15 protein-coding genes and 1 tRNA gene are annotated in these 18,160 nt (G+C 67.2%); 4 read left to right on the forward strand and 12 right to left on the reverse strand.

All coding sequences use genetic code 11. The features are described 5' to 3' along the window. Positions 1–9 precede the first annotated feature (9 nt). Positions 10–1,014 carry a DUF1852 domain-containing protein gene (locus ASC55_RS08545; RefSeq protein WP_055865944.1) on the reverse strand — a complete coding sequence of 335 codons (1,005 nt, stop codon included), beginning with the start codon at positions 1,012–1,014 and terminating at the stop codon, positions 10–12. A gap of 122 nt (positions 1,015–1,136) precedes the next feature. On the opposite strand from ASC55_RS08545, the gene ASC55_RS08550 reads away from it, so the two are divergent. Continuing rightward, positions 1,137–2,078 carry a LysR family transcriptional regulator gene (locus ASC55_RS08550; RefSeq protein WP_055874430.1) on the forward strand — a complete coding sequence of 314 codons (942 nt, stop codon included), beginning with the start codon at positions 1,137–1,139 and terminating at the stop codon, positions 2,076–2,078. A gap of 361 nt (positions 2,079–2,439) precedes the next feature. Here ASC55_RS08550 and ASC55_RS08555 read toward each other — a convergent pair whose 3' ends face one another. Both ASC55_RS08555 and ASC55_RS08560 read right to left on the reverse strand, forming a co-directional pair. Next, positions 2,440–3,240 carry a hypothetical protein gene (locus ASC55_RS08555; protein ID WP_157559423.1) on the reverse strand — a complete coding sequence of 267 codons (801 nt, stop codon included), beginning with the start codon at positions 3,238–3,240 and terminating at the stop codon, positions 2,440–2,442. A gap of 98 nt (positions 3,241–3,338) precedes the next feature. Beyond that, entirely contained in the window at positions 3,339–3,758 is a 420-nt protein-coding gene (locus ASC55_RS08560; protein WP_151485794.1) for a hypothetical protein, read from the reverse strand. Between the two features lie 236 nt (positions 3,759–3,994). Between ASC55_RS08560 and ASC55_RS08570 the strand changes: the two genes are divergently transcribed. Then, positions 3,995–6,421, forward strand: a complete 2,427-nt coding sequence (locus ASC55_RS08570; RefSeq protein WP_157559424.1) for a hypothetical protein — start codon at positions 3,995–3,997, stop codon at positions 6,419–6,421. 182 nt (positions 6,422–6,603) lie between these two features. Here ASC55_RS08570 and ASC55_RS08575 read toward each other — a convergent pair. Next, positions 6,604–6,694 (reverse strand) — tRNA-Ser (locus ASC55_RS08575). 51 nt (positions 6,695–6,745) lie between these two features. Further along, positions 6,746–7,792: a hypothetical protein gene (locus ASC55_RS08580; protein ID WP_055874444.1), complete on the reverse strand. Its 1,047-nt coding sequence runs from the start codon at positions 7,790–7,792 to the stop codon at positions 6,746–6,748. A gap of 133 nt (positions 7,793–7,925) precedes the next feature. Here ASC55_RS08580 and ASC55_RS08585 point away from each other — a divergent pair, with 133 nt between their 5' ends. After that, complete coding sequence (locus tag ASC55_RS08585; RefSeq protein ID WP_055865960.1) at positions 7,926–8,702, forward strand: hypothetical protein; 777 nt, start codon at positions 7,926–7,928, stop codon at positions 8,700–8,702. A 22-nt stretch (positions 8,703–8,724) separates the two neighbouring features. Here ASC55_RS08585 and cydC read toward each other — a convergent pair whose 3' ends face one another. Genes cydC through ASC55_RS08610 form a run of 5 tightly spaced genes read right to left on the reverse strand, consistent with a single transcriptional unit; the run spans position 8,725 to position 15,253 of the window. Then, positions 8,725–10,416, reverse strand: coding sequence for a thiol reductant ABC exporter subunit CydC (cydC, locus tag ASC55_RS08590; RefSeq protein ID WP_055874446.1), 1,692 nt, complete (start codon positions 10,414–10,416; stop codon positions 8,725–8,727). Then, positions 10,413–12,095, reverse strand: a complete 1,683-nt coding sequence (gene cydD, locus ASC55_RS08595) for a thiol reductant ABC exporter subunit CydD (RefSeq protein ID WP_055874449.1) — start codon at positions 12,093–12,095, stop codon at positions 10,413–10,415. The genes cydC and cydD overlap by 4 nt, the downstream gene beginning before the upstream one ends. Beyond that, positions 12,092–13,120, reverse strand: a complete 1,029-nt coding sequence (gene cydB / locus ASC55_RS08600; RefSeq protein WP_055865966.1) for a cytochrome d ubiquinol oxidase subunit II — start codon at positions 13,118–13,120, stop codon at positions 12,092–12,094. Before cydB ends, cydD begins: the two co-directional genes overlap by 4 nt. 14 nt (positions 13,121–13,134) lie before the next feature. Then, positions 13,135–14,550, reverse strand: coding sequence for a cytochrome ubiquinol oxidase subunit I (locus ASC55_RS08605; protein ID WP_055865967.1), 1,416 nt, complete (start codon positions 14,548–14,550; stop codon positions 13,135–13,137). Beyond that, a complete protein-coding gene (locus ASC55_RS08610; RefSeq protein ID WP_031205691.1) occupies positions 14,537–15,253 on the reverse strand; it encodes a helix-turn-helix transcriptional regulator in 717 nt (238 codons plus the stop codon). The genes ASC55_RS08605 and ASC55_RS08610 overlap by 14 nt, the downstream gene beginning before the upstream one ends. A 100-nt stretch (positions 15,254–15,353) precedes the next feature. Here ASC55_RS08610 and radA point away from each other — a divergent pair, with 100 nt between their 5' ends. Beyond that, positions 15,354–16,721, forward strand: coding sequence for a DNA repair protein RadA (radA, locus tag ASC55_RS08615; protein WP_055874452.1), 1,368 nt, complete (start codon positions 15,354–15,356; stop codon positions 16,719–16,721). A gap of 18 nt (positions 16,722–16,739) precedes the next feature. On the opposite strand, the gene ASC55_RS08620 is transcribed toward radA, so the two are convergent. Beyond that, positions 16,740–17,150 carry a hypothetical protein gene (locus ASC55_RS08620; protein ID WP_017829417.1) on the reverse strand — a complete coding sequence of 137 codons (411 nt, stop codon included), beginning with the start codon at positions 17,148–17,150 and terminating at the stop codon, positions 16,740–16,742. A gap of 338 nt (positions 17,151–17,488) precedes the next feature. Further along, complete coding sequence (locus ASC55_RS08625; protein ID WP_055865970.1) at positions 17,489–18,139, reverse strand: hypothetical protein; 651 nt, start codon at positions 18,137–18,139, stop codon at positions 17,489–17,491. Positions 18,140–18,160: the final 21 nt, after the last annotated feature.

An 18,160-nucleotide genomic window follows, 5' to 3' on the forward strand; every position in this document is an offset into this window, starting at 1 on the left:
CTCCGTTGGTCATCCGACGGGGACCAGGCACGCGTCGGAGTAGTCGGCGGCCCACTGCTCGAGCAAGGCACCGTGCGGCTTCATGAGATGCGCGTCGGCATACTGCCCCTGCTCGGTCGCGAGCCGACTGCGCTCGTCGCGGTCGTAGGCGATCTTGGTCACCGAGTAATCCTGCTGCTCCAGGGTCGGCCGGTAGATGCTCGCGGCTTCCGAGTTCGCGTTGTATATCTCGGGCCGGTAGATCTTCTGGAACGTCTCCATCGTGCTGATCGTGCCGATGAGCTGGAGGTTCGTGTAGTCGCCGAGCAGATCGCCGCGGAAGTAGAACGCCAACGGCGCGACGCTGCCGCGCGGCATGAAGTACCGGACGGAGAGGCCCATCTTGCCGAAGTACTCGTCGGTCAGCGAGGGATCCTTCTGCTCGTACTCGACGCCGAGGATCGGGTGGTGGTTCTCGGTGCGACGGTAGGTCTTGCTCGTCGAGACGCTGATGCAGATCACGGGCGACACGGTGAAGCGCTCCTGATAGGCCTCCGAGTCGAGGAAGTGCTGGAACAGCTTGCCGTGCAGCTCGCCGAAGTCGGCGGGAACGCTGAACCCTCCTGCGGCCTCGCTGGCCGCCGGCAGTCGCACGCTGAAGTCGAAGTCGCGGATGTAGGACGAGAAGTTGTTCCCCACGATGCCGTGGCTGCGCGACCCGGTGAGACGGTCGAGGACATGGATGTCCAGGACCTCGAGCAGCGGGAACTCCTGGTCCTCGCCCTCCGCGGCGAACTGCACCGCCACCGAGACGATCTCGAGTTCGACGGTGTAGCGGTCCCGGTCCGGGTTGTCCCAGTGCGCCAGATCGTTGAATCGGCGGTCGATCATCGTCAGGGCGTTGCGGAGATTCTGCTGACGATGCTCCCCCCGCGCCAGGTTGGCGAAGTTCGTGGTGATCCGGGAGTTGTCCGACGGCGAGTAGTCCTCGTCGAAGCGGGTGGTCGTGATGCGGAAGGTGAATTCGGATGCCATGAGGGCCAATCGGAGGGTGATCGGCCGGGCTCGGCCTCACGAAACGGGATCCCTCCATCGTGCTGCCGGAGGGACCCCATCGGGTAATGCGCCGCGACTATGCCGTGACATAGTCTGGGGCTATGGCCAAGCGCTCGAGCGGCATCACCCTGCAGCACCTCACGTACTACATAGAGGTCGCTGCGGAGGGCTCGATCAGCGCCGCCGCCGACCTGCTCTACGTCGCCCAGCCCACCATGTCCGCCGCGATGAAGGACCTCGAGAGCAGAGTGGGGCGCACGCTCCTGCTCCGCTCCGCCCGCGGCGTGACGCTCACCACCGACGGCGTGGAGTTCCTCGGGTATGCCAGGCAGGTCGTCGAGCAGGTGGCACTCCTCGAACAGCGCTACCTCGGCCGACCGCCGTCGCGACGACTGCTCGGAGTGTCGACCCAGCACTACTCGTTCGCGGTCGACGCGCTGGTGCGGATGGTGAAGGCGACCTCGGCGGCGGAGTACGAGTTCTCGCTGCGCGAGACGCGCACGTGGGACATCATCGAAGACGTCCGGACCCTCCGCAGCGAGCTGGGGATCCTCTACCGGAACGACTTCAACCGCAACGTCATCGACAAGCTGCTCCGCGACTCCGGTCTCGCGTTCCATCCGCTCTTCGTCGCGGAACCGCACATCTTCATCTCCCGCAAGAACCCCCTCGCCGCTCGAGAGCGCGTGACCCTCGCCGATCTCGCCGACGTACCCAGGCTCACCTTCGACCAGGGCGCCAACAACTCCTTCTACTTCGCCGAGGAGATCCTCTCCACCCTGTCGAGCCCGCGGGACATCCGCGTCTCCGACCGCGCCACCATCTTCAACCTGATGATCGGACTCGACGGATACACCATCTCGACGGGCATCATCAGCGATGACCTCGATCCCGAGATCGTCGCCATCCCCCTCGACATCGACGAACAGATCGAGATCGGCTGGATCGGCCACTCCGCGATCCCCCTCACCGAACAGGCGCAGCGCTACCTCGCCGAACTGCGCACCGTCGTCTCCGACTTCGGGGTGGAACTGCTCGGCTGAAGTCGTCGATGCCGGCCGTCCGCCGAGCCGCACGCGGGCAAGGATGCCGGAGATCGGGAATCCCTGCGGTGAAGGGTGCTCCCTCTATGTGAGCCAAGGGGCGCGGACCGGCGTCCGCGTCGTCTCGATCCGCAGGTTCGCGTCGGAGCGGTCGACCGTCTTGTGCCACTCATTGCGGCCATCTCGCGTGAACCCCGCTTCACCGGCGGCGCGGTCGCTGGAGCCCAGGAGCACTCTGCCTCCGCCGGCCGAGGCGATCTGGATCGGAACACCGGAGTATGTACCCCCGTGTGCAATGCGGAAGAAGGGCAGCTCCTCCGGCCGATCAATAGCTCTCTAGGAGAACAGGCCCGACTTCAGATCATTCACCGGCCGGGTCCTCCGTCTCGGGCGCCCCGGCGATCTCCTCGAACGTGACGGACCGGGAGGAGGAACTCATCCGGTAGAACGTGAACTTTCGCTGCCCCCGGCTCCACACCGGAGTGCGGTTCGGGCTCGGGTCGTCACGTTCACCGAGCACCTCGGTCAAGTACGTCAAAGTGGCCACGTACGCGTCATCGTCACTCTTCGCGATCAGCCCCGGCGGCCGGCGACTGGCGGGGAAGGTCAAGCTGGCGCGCACACGACCGTCCGGGAACATCCGACCGGTCGGATTCTGCGAGACTCCTGCCGGTTTCGGCCAGAACCCCTTGTCGTTCTGCACGGCTCCCTCGTCTATGAGCCCGTGCGTCAGCAGCCAGGTCTTCCCGTCTGCGCCGTCCAGAAAGTCCTTCGCGGCGGCACGCACCGCCCGCAGCGAGTACGTCGACGTGAACTGCAGCTCCAGCTCCCCGCCGATGACCCGCGCGGTCATCGTGAACGGGCCGAGGTCCCAGTGCTTGTCGGATCCGATGGTCTTGCCGGCTTGGCGGGAGATCGCTGTCCGCAGCCGCCGCTCCGCCGCCGCGCCATCATCGACTCCGGTCAGGTCGGCGCGAATCCACAGGTACGGGCTGACTTCCTCGTCTTCGTCTTCACCGTCGTCGTAGCGCACCTCGTGCAGCCCGATGGCGGCGAGCTCGGCTACGAGCTGCTCACGCGTCGTCGCCTGCTCACCGCTCACGGCACCGCATATTGCCGGAAGGTGCGTCAATATCCCGTCGAACTCCACAGAACCGTTCATCGAAGTCAGCGTAGCCACGACCGGCGGGTTCGTGATGAAGCACGCTCACCGAGCCGAGATCACTCGCCGGGACGTACTTGTCGAATTATCACCGGAACCTAGCAATTCTGAGCGCACCACTCAGTCGTCTCGACTCTCTCGACGGCCAATTGCTGCCACGCGAGATCCTCAGCCTCGGGACCACTGGCCCAGAGACCAACCAGTCGGTCACCTTCAATCGCAGCGACGTGGACGCCGGGGACTCCCCAGTTGACAATTCGGAACTCACGCCCGTTGCCGTCGCCTTGACTGAATGCGGCACCGACTGCCGGGATCATGATCGTGGGTGTGCCATCAGAAAGAACCAGTGATGACCCGGCCAGGTCACACTCGGGGGTGCCCATCTCGTCGAGTTCGTCAATGGGGATCTCTGAGATCTCGCAGGGTGAAAGCTGCTCCGCGCCAGGTGGAACCTCGACCCCGCCCGCCTGGCAACCAGCGAGGCACAACGCCAACACGACGGCTGCAGCAACGCTCACGCTCCACCGAGTAATCCTCACAGGGCCAACATACACACGTGGTGGAGAAACACACGCCAGGAGCGCATTCGGACACGCATCATCACCGCTGAGGTGTCCCCCGTTTGGCGGACAGACACGAGCTTCAGCTCTCTGCTAGCTTCAGCGAAGTGGCGGTCGCGGCATTGCAGCCAAACGAGCTGCGAGATCCCAGCACTCTGACTAGGGCTTATGCCTTCTCGTCCGAAAGGTCCATTATGCGCAAAGCTTCGGCGTCCATTCTCACCGTGCTTCTTCTGGCGGGATTGATCACAGGGGTAGACACCATATCAGCCGAGCCAGCACAGGCCGCTCCCATCACGCGACTCGTCACAGGATCCACGGTCGCGATCACTTCGGACAACGTGCGAGCAATCACGCATCCTGGCAACGCCACGACGGGAATAGTGAGCCCAGCCAGCGATCCAATAGCAATTGCGCAAGCGGCCGCACTCGCCAACGTCTCGGGTGCGGCAGTGATCGTCTCGTCATCGGCCACCGACGCGGCGGCCGTAAACACAGTTGTCGCGCAGAAGAACATCACTGGCCTGACGTTCATCGGGTCCGCGACCGATTTTCCTCAGAGCTACCGGGACGCAATCGATTCACGCGTGACCGCAAAATTGGCGGTCCTGAACAACAGCCCGTTCGAGCGGTCAAAGCTACTCGCTCCCGCCGACACGACCGCTTTCGTCATCGCGAAGAGCTCGAACATTCCCGCAATGGAAGCAGCTCTCTCCTATAGTTCGGCGACGAGCAGCGCCCTGTTGGTCATGACTGGCGCGGAACCGGCGAACTCCATCAGAGACTTCCTGTCACCGATCGCTGATCCGAAGGTGACGCTGGCCGGAGATCCCGGAGTCTCCGATCAACTCGACACCGACGACACGGACCACTACGGCGAGCTCCTCGTGGACAGCGCCACCTCCACGAATTCGTCCTACGACAACATCGTGCAGTTGCACGTCGACGGAAAGGGCCGGGCCGCCAACAGCGTGTCGATCGCGCCCGGCGGCGATCTTGCGTCGTTTGCACTCGCCACGCTCGTTGGGCGGGCGGATGGGTCAGTGACACTTCCGGCCGGTGCAGCTTCGAGCATCACGACGAACAGCCCCGCCGACTATCATCTGCAGCTGCTCAAGTCGGAGTTGAAGAGTCTGACTTTGGTCGGCACCGCTACGACCAACGCGCAGCTCGCCGCCGCCGCAGGGCCATCTGCGACCGCGAGAGTGTCCGCCCCGGCATGGACCGTCACCAACACGACTCTCGGCACCGGCACGTACACGATCACGTTCACCGCCCGGGCCGGTGCGACGAAGTACAGCGTCCTCGATTGGGACAACTCCGTCATCGCCACCACCACCAGCACCACCATCACTCTGCCCGGAACACCTGACTACATGACGCTGGCGGCATTCGGCCCGTCGAACACCGAAATCGATCGGATGTACTACCGAAGCAACACGTACAACGCGCCCGCAGATCGCGGAACTGTGATTACCGGAACGATTCAGAACGGCACAGCCAACCTCCGCATTCTCGGTGAGGCCGGCGTGCCGAGGAAGATCGTCCGGACCATGTTCGACCCTTACGCCATGCTGGGTGACGAGCCGATCCCACCTCAGACGGTCGCGATCACCTGCACCACGAGCTACACGGAGACCGGATTGGACCCAGAGGTCCAGTGGACGTACGAAGTCGTCAACTTGACCCTACTCACGGGATCCGGGTGTGGAGCCACGTCGGGCACGCCCATAGCTGGAACCAGCCTCCCGGTCGCCGCCGTCAGCCTGCCCCTGACGCAGGATCCGTGGGCGCAGGCTCGAATCGGAGTACGAGGGACGGAGGATCTGCAGCAACCGCGCCAAGGCGACGCGAGCACGCAGCCGTTCCTGCCCCGACCGGGGCAGACTCTTTCGGACGCAGCTCGCCAACGGCTCGCCTACGAGGAGCTCCACCCCGAAGTGGCCGCCGCTGAAAGCTCTGCGCTACGCACGTCAGGGGCCGCAGAGACGATGGGGGCCGCTGTCCCGGACGCGGTGGCAGCCGCAGCGACCGGCTCTCAGTTCGTCTTTTCCTACCAGGCGTACATTCCTGAGGCCGTTGTCGTCGGGCCCGGCCACAGCTTGGACCCGTTCAAGCCCGTTATCGTCTACAACGGCTCCAACCGGGCGTGGTGGGACGTCAACAATGTTCATACGAAGTTCGACATCCGCGCGTATGTCGGCGACACCCAGATCTTCCCCACCAAGTTCATGGGAGAAACGAAGCGCTGGCACTGTGGGCCGAACTTTTTCCGCCAGACGACGGAGTGCTCGCTCGTTGGCACGACAACCGCCTCATTGAACGAACTCGCAGTAACGGGGACGATCTCGGGGTCAACGACGACCATCAACTTCACCGCGCATGCGACCAACCCGCTGGAACCGTTTGCCGCGGCGATCGATGGCCAGATGAAGTTGACGTTGACCCCGCGGTCATGGGATCTATACGGCACCCACGACCGGATGCCGGTACACCAGTTCTGGTGGTCGCCGCTCTACTCGGAGGGCACCCTTGCGTATACAAGCGAGGACTTCTATAAGCTCTACTGCCTCGTTCCGGGCGTGCGGGCTTGCACAGCAGTCGTAAACGTTCGACTGTAGGCGCACCCTACGTGAAGAATGACCACTGCGATGATGCCGTTGTCGTTTCGGAGCGACGACAACGGCATCATCGCGTTGATCGGCAAGTGCTCGCCACCTCGCTCGACAACGAGGGGCCAGAAACCTGCACCCCCTCTGGCGCTCAGATACGGAAAAACCCCCTCACGAGGAGGGGGTTTCCATGGCGGTGACGGTGGGATTTGAACCCACGGTAGGGGGTTACCCTACACAACTTTTCGAGAGTTGCACCTTCGGCCGCTCGGACACGTCACCGCGGAATAGCTTACGCGACGCGGGGCCTGCACGCGAATCGAGACCCGCAGGTCACCAGGCGGCGGCGACCTCGGCGTGCGTGCGCAGGATGCCCTCGGTCGATCCTGCGGGCGCGCGGCCGATGCCGCACTCGGTCGCGACCCCGAACTCGGGGGCGAACGGGGCGGCGGCGGCGATGCGACGGGCGGCACCTTCCGCACCGTCCTCCCGGTGCACGAGGCCCAGGTAGAGCTCGCCGACCGGGGCGAGGTCTGCGAGCGGGGCGAAGTACGCCTCGTCGTCATGGTCGATCGGCACCGGCAGGTGCAGCCAGGTGAGCGGACGATCGGATGCGGCCACCACGGCGTTCGCGTAGCGGACGAGATTCCCGGCGTCCCGCGGCTCGAAGAAGTGCTTCTCCCCCGCGTCGCCGTAACAGAGGTGCACACCCACTTCGACGTCGGCAGGCACCGCGTCGACCAGCGCGGCCAGGCGCGAGACGAGACCGTCGAACGGGTCACCGGGCCACCACGCCTCCATGACGGAGCCATAGCCGGCCGCGCGTTCGATGATGCCCATCTCGCTCGCGACATCCCACTGCACCGCGAGGTCTTCGTGCGGGATGGCGGCCAGGATCCGGTCGAGCTCGCGCACGATCGCGGAGGTGTAGACGGGCTCGATCGCCGCGCGGTCATCGCCGTGGAAGAACGAGGAGATCACGGCGAGCGGCGTCGGCAACGACACCTGGAACCGCACACCGGCGGGCACCGCGCCCTTGGCCTGGAGCCGCGTGAACACCGCGTAGGACTCGATCGCGGCAGCGGCATAGCCGAGCGGAGGCAGCTCGATGCTCGCGGCATCCACTCCCTCGCCGATGCGCAGACCGCGGGCGTCGATACCGGCGGGGAACGGGATGGGTTCGTCGCCGATGCGCTCGATGCCCTCGGCCCGGCCGATCACGTCGGGCTGGAACATGATCCAGTGGAACCGCTTGCCGACCTCGCCGTCGGGGATGCGGCGCAGTCGCGTGCCGAGCAGGTCCGCGGCGGTGCGGATCGTGGTCTCGGCGTCGTCGTAGTTCACGCTGCCCACGAGAAGGGCGCCCTGGGGCTGAGTCATGTCCTCAGAATATCGACGCACCCCGAGGGACTTTTCCCCGGCGGCGGCTCCGCTCACACCGGGGGCATTCGAGTTAGGATGGCCTAATAACCCGCCGCCTGTGGGGGCAGCGATGACGGGAAGGGCAATCTTCATGGGCTTCATCACGTCCGACGCGCTGGCCGAGACCGGCTACGTCGTGCTCGACGACCACACCGGTCCCGCCGATCCCGCCGAGTGGCTCGCCCTCGAATACGTCGGCTGGCGCTCTTCCGGCGTCACGCGCTTCGCGCCGCTCACCAGCTATGCGGGCGATGTGGACTGCAACGGCTTCTGGAACCACACCCCGCCGCGTGCCGACAAGGACGGCGTGTGGGTCGACTCGCAGGTCGCGATCGCCCCCACCCTCCAGCGCCGCGCCCAGGAGCCTGGTGCCGGCATCGGTCGCTGCCGCGTGATCGAGCTGCAGCCGAACGAGTACGCCGACGCGATCTACAACCTGCACCAGGACGACAACAACCGCCTCAATGAAGAGGGCACCGGCTGGGTGGTCCGCGGGTTCTTCAACCTCTCCGACGACACCGAGTCGATGCTGATCCTGCGCGCCGACCGCTTCGACCCGGCGACCGAGATCCGCCTGCCCCTGCGCGCCGGATCCCGCATCATCGTCGACACCCAGCGCTTCTGGCACGCGGTCTGGCACCGCGGCACGGCGCCGCGCTACGCGCTCATCACGTCCTGGACCAGCGGCCCGGAGCTCGATGCGTACATCGCCGCGAACCACGGCGACCCGCACCCGCCCACGGTCGACCTCGACGCGCAGTTCGTCGACGCCGCCCAGGTCGAGCTGCACCGGCGCATCGAGGAGCGCCGTCGCGCGTTCGAAGCGCAGGGCATCGTGATGGAACCGCCCGTCGACATGAACGCTTGAGGCGTCGCAGAAGCGAACACCCTCAGACCGTGCGGCCGCCCTCGATCCGCACCGTGCGTCCGACGGTTCCCGCAGGTGGCGCGACGTGCGAGATCAGCAGCACCGTCTGATCGCCGGCGGCCTGCAGCAGGTCGCGCAGCAGCGCATCCGACGCCTCCGGATCCACCCCGGCCGTCGGCTCATCGAGCACCAGCACGGGGAACCCACGCAGCAGCGCCCTGGCGAGGGAGATCCGCTGCGCCTGTCCGCCGGACACCAGCGCGCCACGGTCGCCGACCCGTTCGTCCAGACCTCCGCGCTCACGCACCCAGGTGCCGAGACCGACCCGGTCGAGCACATCCAGCAGCTCCTCGTCCGTGGCGCTGTCCCGGGCGAAGAGCAGGTTCTGGCGGATGTCCTCGTCGAACAGCTGCGGACTCTGCTCGCACAGCCCGATCACCCGACGCAGCGCCGGTCCCGAGAGCTCCGCGGCATCGCGCCCATCGATCAGATACTCGCCCTCCACGCGCAGGAAGCCGACGAGGGCCGCGGCCAGTGAGCTCTTGCCCGCTCCGCTGGGGCCGGTGACCAGCACCCGTTCCCCGGGACGGAGGTCGAGATCGATCCGCCTCAGGGCCGGGGCACCGCCCGGCCAGTTCGCCCGGACGCCGCGCAGACGCACGGTCGGGGTGCCGTCGATCTCGATGTCGTCGCCGGCGTCGGAGCGCAGCTCGTCCGGCATCCGCTCCGGCAGCACGTCGACGATGCGCTCGGCGCTGGAGCGCACGCTCCGCCACGATGCCGCAGCGATCGGCACCGCACCGAAGATCTCGAAGACCACCATCGGCACGAGCACTGCCACCGCCAGCCACGGGCCGTCGATCGACCCGTCGACGAGTCCGGGAGCCGCGGCTGCGAGCGCCCAGACCGAGGCGGCCCCGGCGACCGCGGAGACCACACCGGCGGCGATCGCCTGCGCGAGCGAGGCGCGGTCGACGACCTTTCTCAGTGCGGCATCCGCTGTGCTGATCCGCGCGCGAGCCTGCTCCTCTGCTCCGTACGCGATGAGCACGTCGAGGCTGCCGAAGTAGTCGACGAGAGCGGCGGAGAGGTCGGCGCGACGCGCCGAGACCAGCACCTCGGCGCGGGAGCCGAAGACCCAGCCGAGACCGATCGCGGCGGCTGCGGCGACGAGCAGGCACACCGCAAGGGTGAGCGCGGCCGGGGGCGAGACGAACGCCACGAAACCGACGGCCCCGACGGCGACGAGGGCCGCGACCCCGAGCGGCTGCACCACGCGCAGCGGCAGGTTCTGCAGATTCTCGACGTCGTCGACGAGCGCCGTGAGCACCCGACCACGATCCGTCGAGCCGAGGCCGGCCGGAGACAGCGGGATCAACCGGCGCACCATGTCGGCGCGGGTCGAGGCGAGCTGACGCAGCGCGGCATCGTGTCCGCTCAGTCGCTCGAGGTAGCGGGTGACCGCGCGCGAGACCGCGAAGAAGCGCACCCCCACGACGGCGACCGATAGCGGCACGAGCGAGTCGACGATCGAGGCGCTCACGATCAGCCAGCCGCTGACCGCGAGCAGACTCACGGCGGCAGCGGCCGAGAGCAGACCCCAGATGAGACCGGGCACGAAGCGCCCGACAGGGGGCTGCGCGAGGCGGAGGATGTCGCGGACCCGGTGGGTGCGCGGGTGTACGGCGTCGGCTGCGGCGCGGCGTGCGGTCATGCGCTCACCCCCAGCTCCACGATCTGATCCGCGATCTCCCGTGCGGTGCGACGGTGCGAGACGAGGAGGATCATGGCTCCGGCATCGGCCCTCCGTCGCAGCGAGCGCCACAACCGGTACTCGGTCTCGGGGTCGAGCGCGCTCGAGGGCTCATCGAGTGCGAGCACACGGTCGGTGGCGGATGCCTGGCGGTACAGCGCCCTGGCCACGGCCACGCGCTGGGCCTGCCCGCCCGAGAGCCCCGCTCCCTGCACACCGAGCTCGAGATCGGCGTCGACGGTCTCGGCGCAGGCGTCGTCGAGGGCGGCGCGGGTCCGGTCGGCGTCGGGGACCGGGTCGCCGAGCGCAACGTTCGCCGCCACGGTCCCCCGGGTCAGACCGGGAGCCTGCCCCGCCCACGCGAGCCATGCCGACGGCGCGAGCCCCCGCACGTCCTTCCCCGCGAAGGCGGCCGTCCCCTCGAACTCGACCGCGCCGCGGAGAGCCGCGAGCAGCGACGACTTCCCCGACCCGCTCGGCCCTTCGATGACGGTGATGGTCCCCGGCGCGGCCGTGAACGACACGGGCGGCAGGTCGCGCACGCGCAGCCCCGCGACCACGAGGCTTCCCTCATCCGTGCGGTCCACATGCAGGACCGATTCCCGGATGTCGGAGGTTCCGACGGCGATTCCTCCTGCATCCGTCGAACGCTCCTGCATCCGTGCGCTCTCCTCCGAGCGCTCCCCCGTGCGCTCCCCCGCGGCGTCGAGCACGTCGAAGACGTCCTCGGTCGCGGCGACTCCTTCGGACGCCGCGTGGAACTGCACGCCCACCTGTCGGATCGGCAGGAATGCCTCGGGCGCGAGCAGCAGCACGAACAGCCCCACCTCGAGCGTCAGGTCACCGGAGAGAAGTCGGAACCCCACCGACACCGCGATCAGAGCCACGGCGATCGAGGCCAGCAACTCCATCGCGAAACCCGACAGGAACGAGAACCGCAGCACCTTCATGGTCTCGCGGCGGTACTCGTCGGCCGTGACCTCGATGCGATCGGCCGCGCGGCGATCACGTCCGAACAGTCGCAGCGTCGACAGTCCCTGCACCGTGTCGGCGAAGCGGGCGGCCAGGCGCTGGAGCGTCTGCCACTGGCACGTCTGCACCGTGCGCGTCGCCATCCCGATCAGGATCAGGAAGATCGGGATCAGCGGCAGGGTGATCACCGCGGTGAGACCGCTCGGCCAGTCCTGCCACCACATCACCGCGACCAGCACCGGCGTCGCGATCACGGTCAGCACCAGTTGCGGGATGTACCGGGCGAAGTAGGCGTCGAGCGCCTCGAGCCCGTGACCTGCGGTGACCGCGAGCTCGGTCTGATTCCGCTGTGCCAGCCACCCCGGGCCCAGCTTCCCGACCGCCGCGACGAGCGCCGAACGCAGCTGCATCCCGGTCTTCGCGGCTGCGCGTGTGCCTGCCGCGTCGGACGCGGCGATCAGCAGTCCGCGCAGGAGCGCCGCCAGTAGCAGCCAGAGCAGCGACGAGGTGACGTCGCGCCCCGCGATCGCACCGATGATCGCGTCGGTCAGCAGCCACGCGAACGCGATCGTGACCACCGTCTGGATGACGCCGATCAACGCGGATGCCGCGAGGAATCCCCTCGCGGCACCCGCGTAGCGCAGCAGTCTCGGATCGACGGGTTTCACGCGTGCGCCGGAGCCCCCTCGATCGACTTCCGGGTGACGCGCTTGCGGAAGACCCAGTACGTCCAGGCCTGGTACGCGAGCACGAGCGGCATCGCGATCAGGGCCGTCCAACTCATGATCTGCAGCGTATACGGCGTGCTCGACGCATTCGCGATCGTGAGGCTGTACGCCGGGTCGATCGTCGAGGGCATCACGTACGGGAACAGGGCGGAGAAGAGCATGACCACGGCGAACAGCACCGTGAGGATGCCGGAGAAGAACGCCCACCCGTCGCGTCGGACGAGCGAGAATCCGACCGCCGCGATCAGGCTGACCGCCGCGAGCGCCCCGGTGCCGATGACCAGCCAGAGCAGCGGAGCCTCACGGCCCATCGCGATGAACACCGTCCAGATCACGGTTGCGGCCGCGACGAGGATCGTGGGAATCGCGGCCTTCTTCGCCAGGTTCCGTGCGTCCTCGTGCACCTGTCCGTCGGTCTTGAGCGCCACAAACAGCACGCCGTGCAGGAAGAACAGCAGCAGCGTGGTGACGCCGACCAGCAGCGAGTACGGGTTCAGCAGGGCGAAGAAGCCACCCACGTAGATGTGGTTCTCATCGATCGCCACTCCCTGCACGATGTTGCCGAACGCGACACCCCACAGCAGCGCGGGGACGACCGAGCCGATCACGATCATCCGGTCGAAGCCGGCCTTCCACTTCACGCTGTCGCGCTGGTGCCGGTATTCGAACGACACCCCGCGCAGGATCAGTGCGAGCAGGATCAGCAGCAGCGGCAGGTAGAACCCGCTGAACAGCGTGGCGTACCACTCGGGGAACGACGCGAACAGCACGGCGCCGGCGACGATGACCCAGGTCTCGTTGAGATCCCAGACCGGACCGATCGTGTTGATGACCTGACGGCGCGAGACGTCGTCCTTGCCGAGGAACGGCAGTGACATGCCGACGCCGAAGTCGAACCCGTCGAGGACGAAGTAGCCCACGAAGAAGAAGGCGACGATGAAGAACCAGAGCGTTGCGAGATCCATGATGCTCCTCCCTCTCAGTAGACGACCGACGGCAGCTGGGCCGTCTCGTCATGCGGCTTCTCTTCGGTGTCGGGCCCCTTCTGCGCGGCCCGGATGATGAGACGGATCTCGACGACGGCGAGCGCCGCGTAGATCGCGGTGAACGAGATGAGCGATATCAGCACTTCGAGCCCGCTGACGCCCGGCGAGACACCGTCCTGCGTCGTCATCAGCCCGAACACGATCCAGGGTTGCCGTCCCATCTCGGTGAAGACCCAGCCCATGATGTTGGCGGCCAGCGCGAGCGGGAACGACCAGATCGCGACCTTCCACATCCACGGGGCGACAGGCTTCTTGGCACCCTTGCGGGTGACCCAGAGACCGGCGACGGCCACGAGCGCTGCGGCGATGCCGAGGCCGATCATCCAGCGGAACGCCCAGTACGTGATCCACAGGATCGGGGCGAAGTCGGTCAGACCGGTGGAGGCGTACGTCTGGGCGTACTCGGCGTTCAGGTCGTTGATGCCGTGCACGCACGCGTCGAGCGTGTGGGTCGACAGCAGCGAGAGCAGATACGGCACGCGGATGGAGAACAGCTCCGAGCTGCCGTCCGGTGTGCCGAGCGTGAAGATGCTGAACGAGGCATCCGGCCCGCACACCGTGTTGAACGTCGCCTCGGCGGCGGCCATCTTCATCGGCTGCGCGGCGTACATCGCGAGTCCGAGCTGGTCGCCCGTGAGCACCACGCCGGCGGTCGAGACGATCATGGCCCACAGCCCGAACTTGAGCGAGATGCGCATGGTGTCGAAGTGCTGGCCACGCGAGAGGTGCCAGGCCGAGACCGAGATCACGACACCGGCCGCGAACATGAACGCGCCGAAGATCGTGTGCGGGAACGCGGCGAGCGCGACCGGGTTGGTCAGCAGTGCCCAGAAGTCGGTCAGCTCCGCACGGTTCGTCGCCTCGTTGAACGTGTAGCCCACGGGGTTCTGCATGAACGCGTTGGCGGCGATGATGAAGTACGCCGACAGGATGCTGCCGATCGAGACGCACCAGATCGTGGCGAGGTGCAGCTTCTGCGGGAGCTTGTCCCAGCCGAAGATCCACAGCCCGATGAAGGTCGCCTCGAAGAAGAAGGCCAGCAGGCCCTCGAAGGCGAGCGGTGCGCCGAACACGTCGCCGACGAAGCGGGAGTAGTCCGACCAGTTCATGCCGAACTGGAACTCCTGCACGATGCCGGTGACGACGCCCATGGCGAAGTTGATGAGGAAGATCTTGCCGAAGAAGCGGGTCAGATGCAGGTACTGCACCTTGGCGGTGCGCACCCACGCGGTCTGGAAGATCGCGGCGACCAGCGCCATGCCGATCGTCAGCGGCACGAAGAGGTAGTGGTAGACGGTCGTCAGCCCGAATTGCCATCGGGCGAGAGCGAGCGGATCAAGCCATTCCATGCGCGACTCCTGTTCTGTGGTGCTGCGGCGTCGTGCGGTGACGCGGCGGCTCCGTTCCCTCGATCAGCGACGCGGTGGTGTCGCGCAGCTGCACGGTGCAGTCCGAGGCGAGGACGGCATCACGAACGCACTCGGCTTCGAGTGGTCCGCCTGCCTCGTTGAGGACGCCTTGCATGAGTTCGAGGTGCACACGGCACAGCATCGGACGATCTTCCGAGCGTCCGGCGGCGTGCGGGCAGGGGCTGAGGTCGACCGTGAGCCGCTGGTCGTCGAGCACGGGCTCGAAGCCGCTCTCCTCCAGGTGCTCCACGAGCGCGTCGAGCTGGTAGGTGGCGTCTCGGCCGAGACCGGATGCCACATCGGGAAGCATGCTCCGCATCAGGTCGCCGCGGCGCGCAGCGGCCTTGGCCTTGTCGCGGGCGACGGGGCTGGAGGCGCCCGGCGCTCCGGTCGCGGCGCTGTACAGCGTGCGCGGCCGGCCCCGCGTGGTGCGATGCTCGATCGTCGGGATCACGTAGCCGCCCTCGATCAAGCGCCCCAGGTGCTCGCGGACCGTGTTGGGGTGCAGCCCCGTGGCCTCGCACAGCTCGGTGATCGAGAGCTCGCCTCGGGTCTGCGAACTTCCCGCTTCGAAGAGCAAGTGCAGGATCTGCACCCGGGAGTAGCTCGAGATCGGCCCGCAAACGGGCCCGCCGTTGGCCATGAACCCAGTATCCCGCGAGACTGCGAGTTTGCAGAGAGGATGGGCCGTGAATAAACACCTGGCCGATAGGGATGTCTGATCCCGGCGATAGCCTGGGGGCATGGCCACCCGGAAACCCGCTCCACCCGCGTACGTGTGCACGGAATGCGGGTGGACGACCGCGAAGTGGGTCGGGCGCTGCGGCGAGTGCCAGCAGTGGGGAACCGTCCAGGAACAGGCGGCGCAGACCGGCATCCTCCGACGGGTCGGCCCGGTCGCACCGACGGCCGATCGCGCCGCACGGCCCATCACTCAGATCACGACGCAGGATGCTCCTCGGCGCTCGAGCGGCGTCGGCGAGTTCGACCGTGTGCTCGGCGGGGGCATCGTGCCGGGCGCGGCGATCCTGCTCAGCGGCGAACCCGGCGTCGGCAAGTCGACTCTCCTCCTCGAGGTCGCAGCGCAGGCCGCTCGCGGCGGACGCCGTGTGCTCTACGCGAGCGCCGAGGAGTCTCCCGGCCAGGTGCGACTGCGTGCCGAGCGCACCGGCGCCCTGCACGACGAGCTCTATCTGGCGAGTGAGACCGACCTGGCGACGATCCTCGGTCACATCGACGAGGTGAAGCCGCAGCTCGTGATCGTCGACTCGGTGCAGACGGTCTCATCGTCGTTGATCGACGGTGCTGCCGGGCAGCCGAGCCAGGTGCGCGAGGTCGCGGCGGCGCTGATCCGCATCGCGAAAGACCGCGACCTGCCGATCATCATCGTCGGCCACGTCACGAAAGACGGACAGGTCGCAGGCCCCAGGGTGCTCGAGCACCTCGTCGACGTCGTGTGCCACTTCGAAGGCGACAGGCAGACGTCGCTGCGCTTCATCCGCGCCCTCAAGAACCGCTTCGGGCCGACCGACGAGGTCGGCTGCTTCGAGATGACCGGAGACGGCATCGCCGAGGTGCCCGACCCTTCGGGCCTCTTCCTCTCACAGGGGGCCACCGAGCCGGGCACCTGCGTCGCGATCTCGCTCGAAGGCCGGCGTGCTCTTCCGGTCGAGGTGCAGGCTCTCACGGTGCCCAGCAACGCGCCCAACCCCCGCCGCATCGTGCACGGCCTCGACTCCTCGCGGGTGGCGATGGTGCTGGCGATCCTCGAGCGTCGCGCAGGTGTGCCCACCGGCAGTCTCGACGTCTACGTGTCGACGGTCGGTGGCGTGCGCTTCACCGAGCCGGCGGCCGACCTCGCGATCGCGATCGCCGTGGCAGGGTCCATCCAGCAGATCTCGGTCCCGCGCACGGTGGCCGCCGTGGGCGAGCTGAGCCTCGCCGGCGAGATCCGTCCGGTCACCCAGGCGGCGCAGCGACGGTCCGAGGCCGCACGCCTGGGATACGAGCAGGTGGTCGACGACCGTTCGAAGACACTCCGCGCCGCGCTCGGCGATGTGCGAGCACGCAACACGTCACGCCGCTCCGATCGCGACATCCCGCCGTTCTGACGCGAACGGTCGGGGCTCTCAGGCGTCGAGCGCCTTGAGCAGCTCGGCAGGGTCCGCCTGCATGGGGTGAGGGCCGGCGATGTCGAGGAACACCGTCGTGATCGGGTGTGCGGCGAGGAACTTGCGCAGCCAGTCGGCACCGTAGATGCCGACGCCAGGGGGCAGGTTGGCCGGCTTGTTCTTCGCGTCGCTGAACAGCAGCAGCGCGAGGTCGCCGGTCTTCGGGTCGCGGTAGGTCCACACCTCGCCGCTGTCGAGCGGGTTGTCGCGTGCGCCGGGCTTGATCAGCGGCACGACCGTGGTGCCATGGCGGAGGGCGAGAGCGACCGCAGCGACGTCCTGCTTCTCCAGGGCCTGCGCCAGAGCATCCGAACGGAAGTCCTCGGGTGCGGGCTTGTTCTTCGCGGCCTTCGCCTTCTTCGCTGCCATGTGTCCAGCTTATTCACGGCACGAAGCGCGAAGCGCCGATTCGGCAGCGGAGACGATTGGGGCCCTCTCGAGTCCCACATTGGGGACTGGGGTACTCGAGAGGGCCCTCGGACTCTCGAGCGGCGGTGTCGAAGCGCTGGGGACGCTGTAGTTCGACGCCACTGGGGATGGCTTGGTGCCGCAGATGCGGAGAGTCGCTTCTATGGTATCCCAAAGAGTCACCGTTGTCAGCATCGCGTGCCGACGGCGGCAAACATCGCCCGATTTCGTAGCGACAGCGCCGACTTGCGACGATTTTCGAAGAGCGTCTTCGGAGTTCGCTTCGAACTCAGCGGGCCTCAGTAGAGCAGGATCTGCGCGCTCGAAGGGCTCGTGAACCCGCCGATCGAGACCTCCACGTGGTACGAAGCTCCTCCGCCCGGTGCCCGCTGTCGATTCTCCTGCGCGCACGTCTCGACGCTCGACCGAGTGCGATCCCAGGTGACGGGGTCTTTGCTCGTGACCGTGGTGCCCGCCGTGAGCGTGGCGATCATGCTGCTCGGGTTCTCCTGGCAGTCGGTCGAACGCCACCAGACATCGGCGCCGCTGGAGATCGTGAAGACCTGGGTCGTCGACCCCACATCGATCGTGCAGTCTTTGGCGCCCTTGTTCGTCAGCGAGATCGAGAGCTTCGGCAGCACCCCGGCCGCGTACGTGTCGGAGTCGGTGACTGCCGTGACCTCGATGTCGGCCGCCTCGCAGGCCACGATCGCCGGGGTCTGCACGGCTGAGGGTTCGGGAGCGGGCGACTCTCCCCCGGCGGACGGATCGGCAGACGGCGAGGGCGACATCGACGGCGTCGCCGGCGCGGGCGAAGCCGTGTCGGCGGCGGCCCACGGGCGCGCGATCAGGAGCCAGGATCCGATCCCGATGGCCGCGACGGCCAGGACGAGCCCTCCGATCACGGCCAGTCGCCGACGACGGTAGACGGCGGCGGAGCGACGGGGCATGACTCCAGGCTAAGCGATCCT

Source organism: Microbacterium sp. Root322, from assembly GCF_001425645.1.
Lineage (GTDB): Bacteria > Actinomycetota > Actinomycetes > Actinomycetales > Microbacteriaceae > Microbacterium > Microbacterium maritypicum.

Bases quoted from the DNA above. Each gene is read 5' to 3' on its own strand.
- ASC55_RS08545 (WP_055865944.1), bottom strand. From the start codon at position 1,014: ATGGCATCCGAATTCACCTTCCGCATCACGACCACCCGCTTCGACGAG.
- ASC55_RS08550 (WP_055874430.1), top strand. From the start codon at position 1,137: ATGGCCAAGCGCTCGAGCGGCATCACCCTGCAGCACCTCACGTACTAC.
- ASC55_RS08555 (WP_157559423.1), bottom strand. From the start codon at position 3,240: ATGAACGGTTCTGTGGAGTTCGACGGGATATTGACGCACCTTCCGGCA.
- ASC55_RS08570 (WP_157559424.1), top strand. From the start codon at position 3,995: ATGCGCAAAGCTTCGGCGTCCATTCTCACCGTGCTTCTTCTGGCGGGA.
- ASC55_RS08580 (WP_055874444.1), bottom strand. From the start codon at position 7,792: ATGACTCAGCCCCAGGGCGCCCTTCTCGTGGGCAGCGTGAACTACGAC.
- ASC55_RS08585 (WP_055865960.1), top strand. From the start codon at position 7,926: ATGGGCTTCATCACGTCCGACGCGCTGGCCGAGACCGGCTACGTCGTG.
- cydC (WP_055874446.1), bottom strand. From the start codon at position 10,416: ATGACCGCACGCCGCGCCGCAGCCGACGCCGTACACCCGCGCACCCAC.
- cydB (WP_055865966.1), bottom strand. From the start codon at position 13,120: ATGGATCTCGCAACGCTCTGGTTCTTCATCGTCGCCTTCTTCTTCGTG.
- ASC55_RS08605 (WP_055865967.1), bottom strand. From the start codon at position 14,550: ATGGAATGGCTTGATCCGCTCGCTCTCGCCCGATGGCAATTCGGGCTG.
- ASC55_RS08610 (WP_031205691.1), bottom strand. From the start codon at position 15,253: ATGGCCAACGGCGGGCCCGTTTGCGGGCCGATCTCGAGCTACTCCCGG.
- radA (WP_055874452.1), top strand. From the start codon at position 15,354: ATGGCCACCCGGAAACCCGCTCCACCCGCGTACGTGTGCACGGAATGC.
- ASC55_RS08620 (WP_017829417.1), bottom strand. From the start codon at position 17,150: ATGGCAGCGAAGAAGGCGAAGGCCGCGAAGAACAAGCCCGCACCCGAG.
- ASC55_RS08625 (WP_055865970.1), bottom strand. From the start codon at position 18,139: ATGCCCCGTCGCTCCGCCGCCGTCTACCGTCGTCGGCGACTGGCCGTG.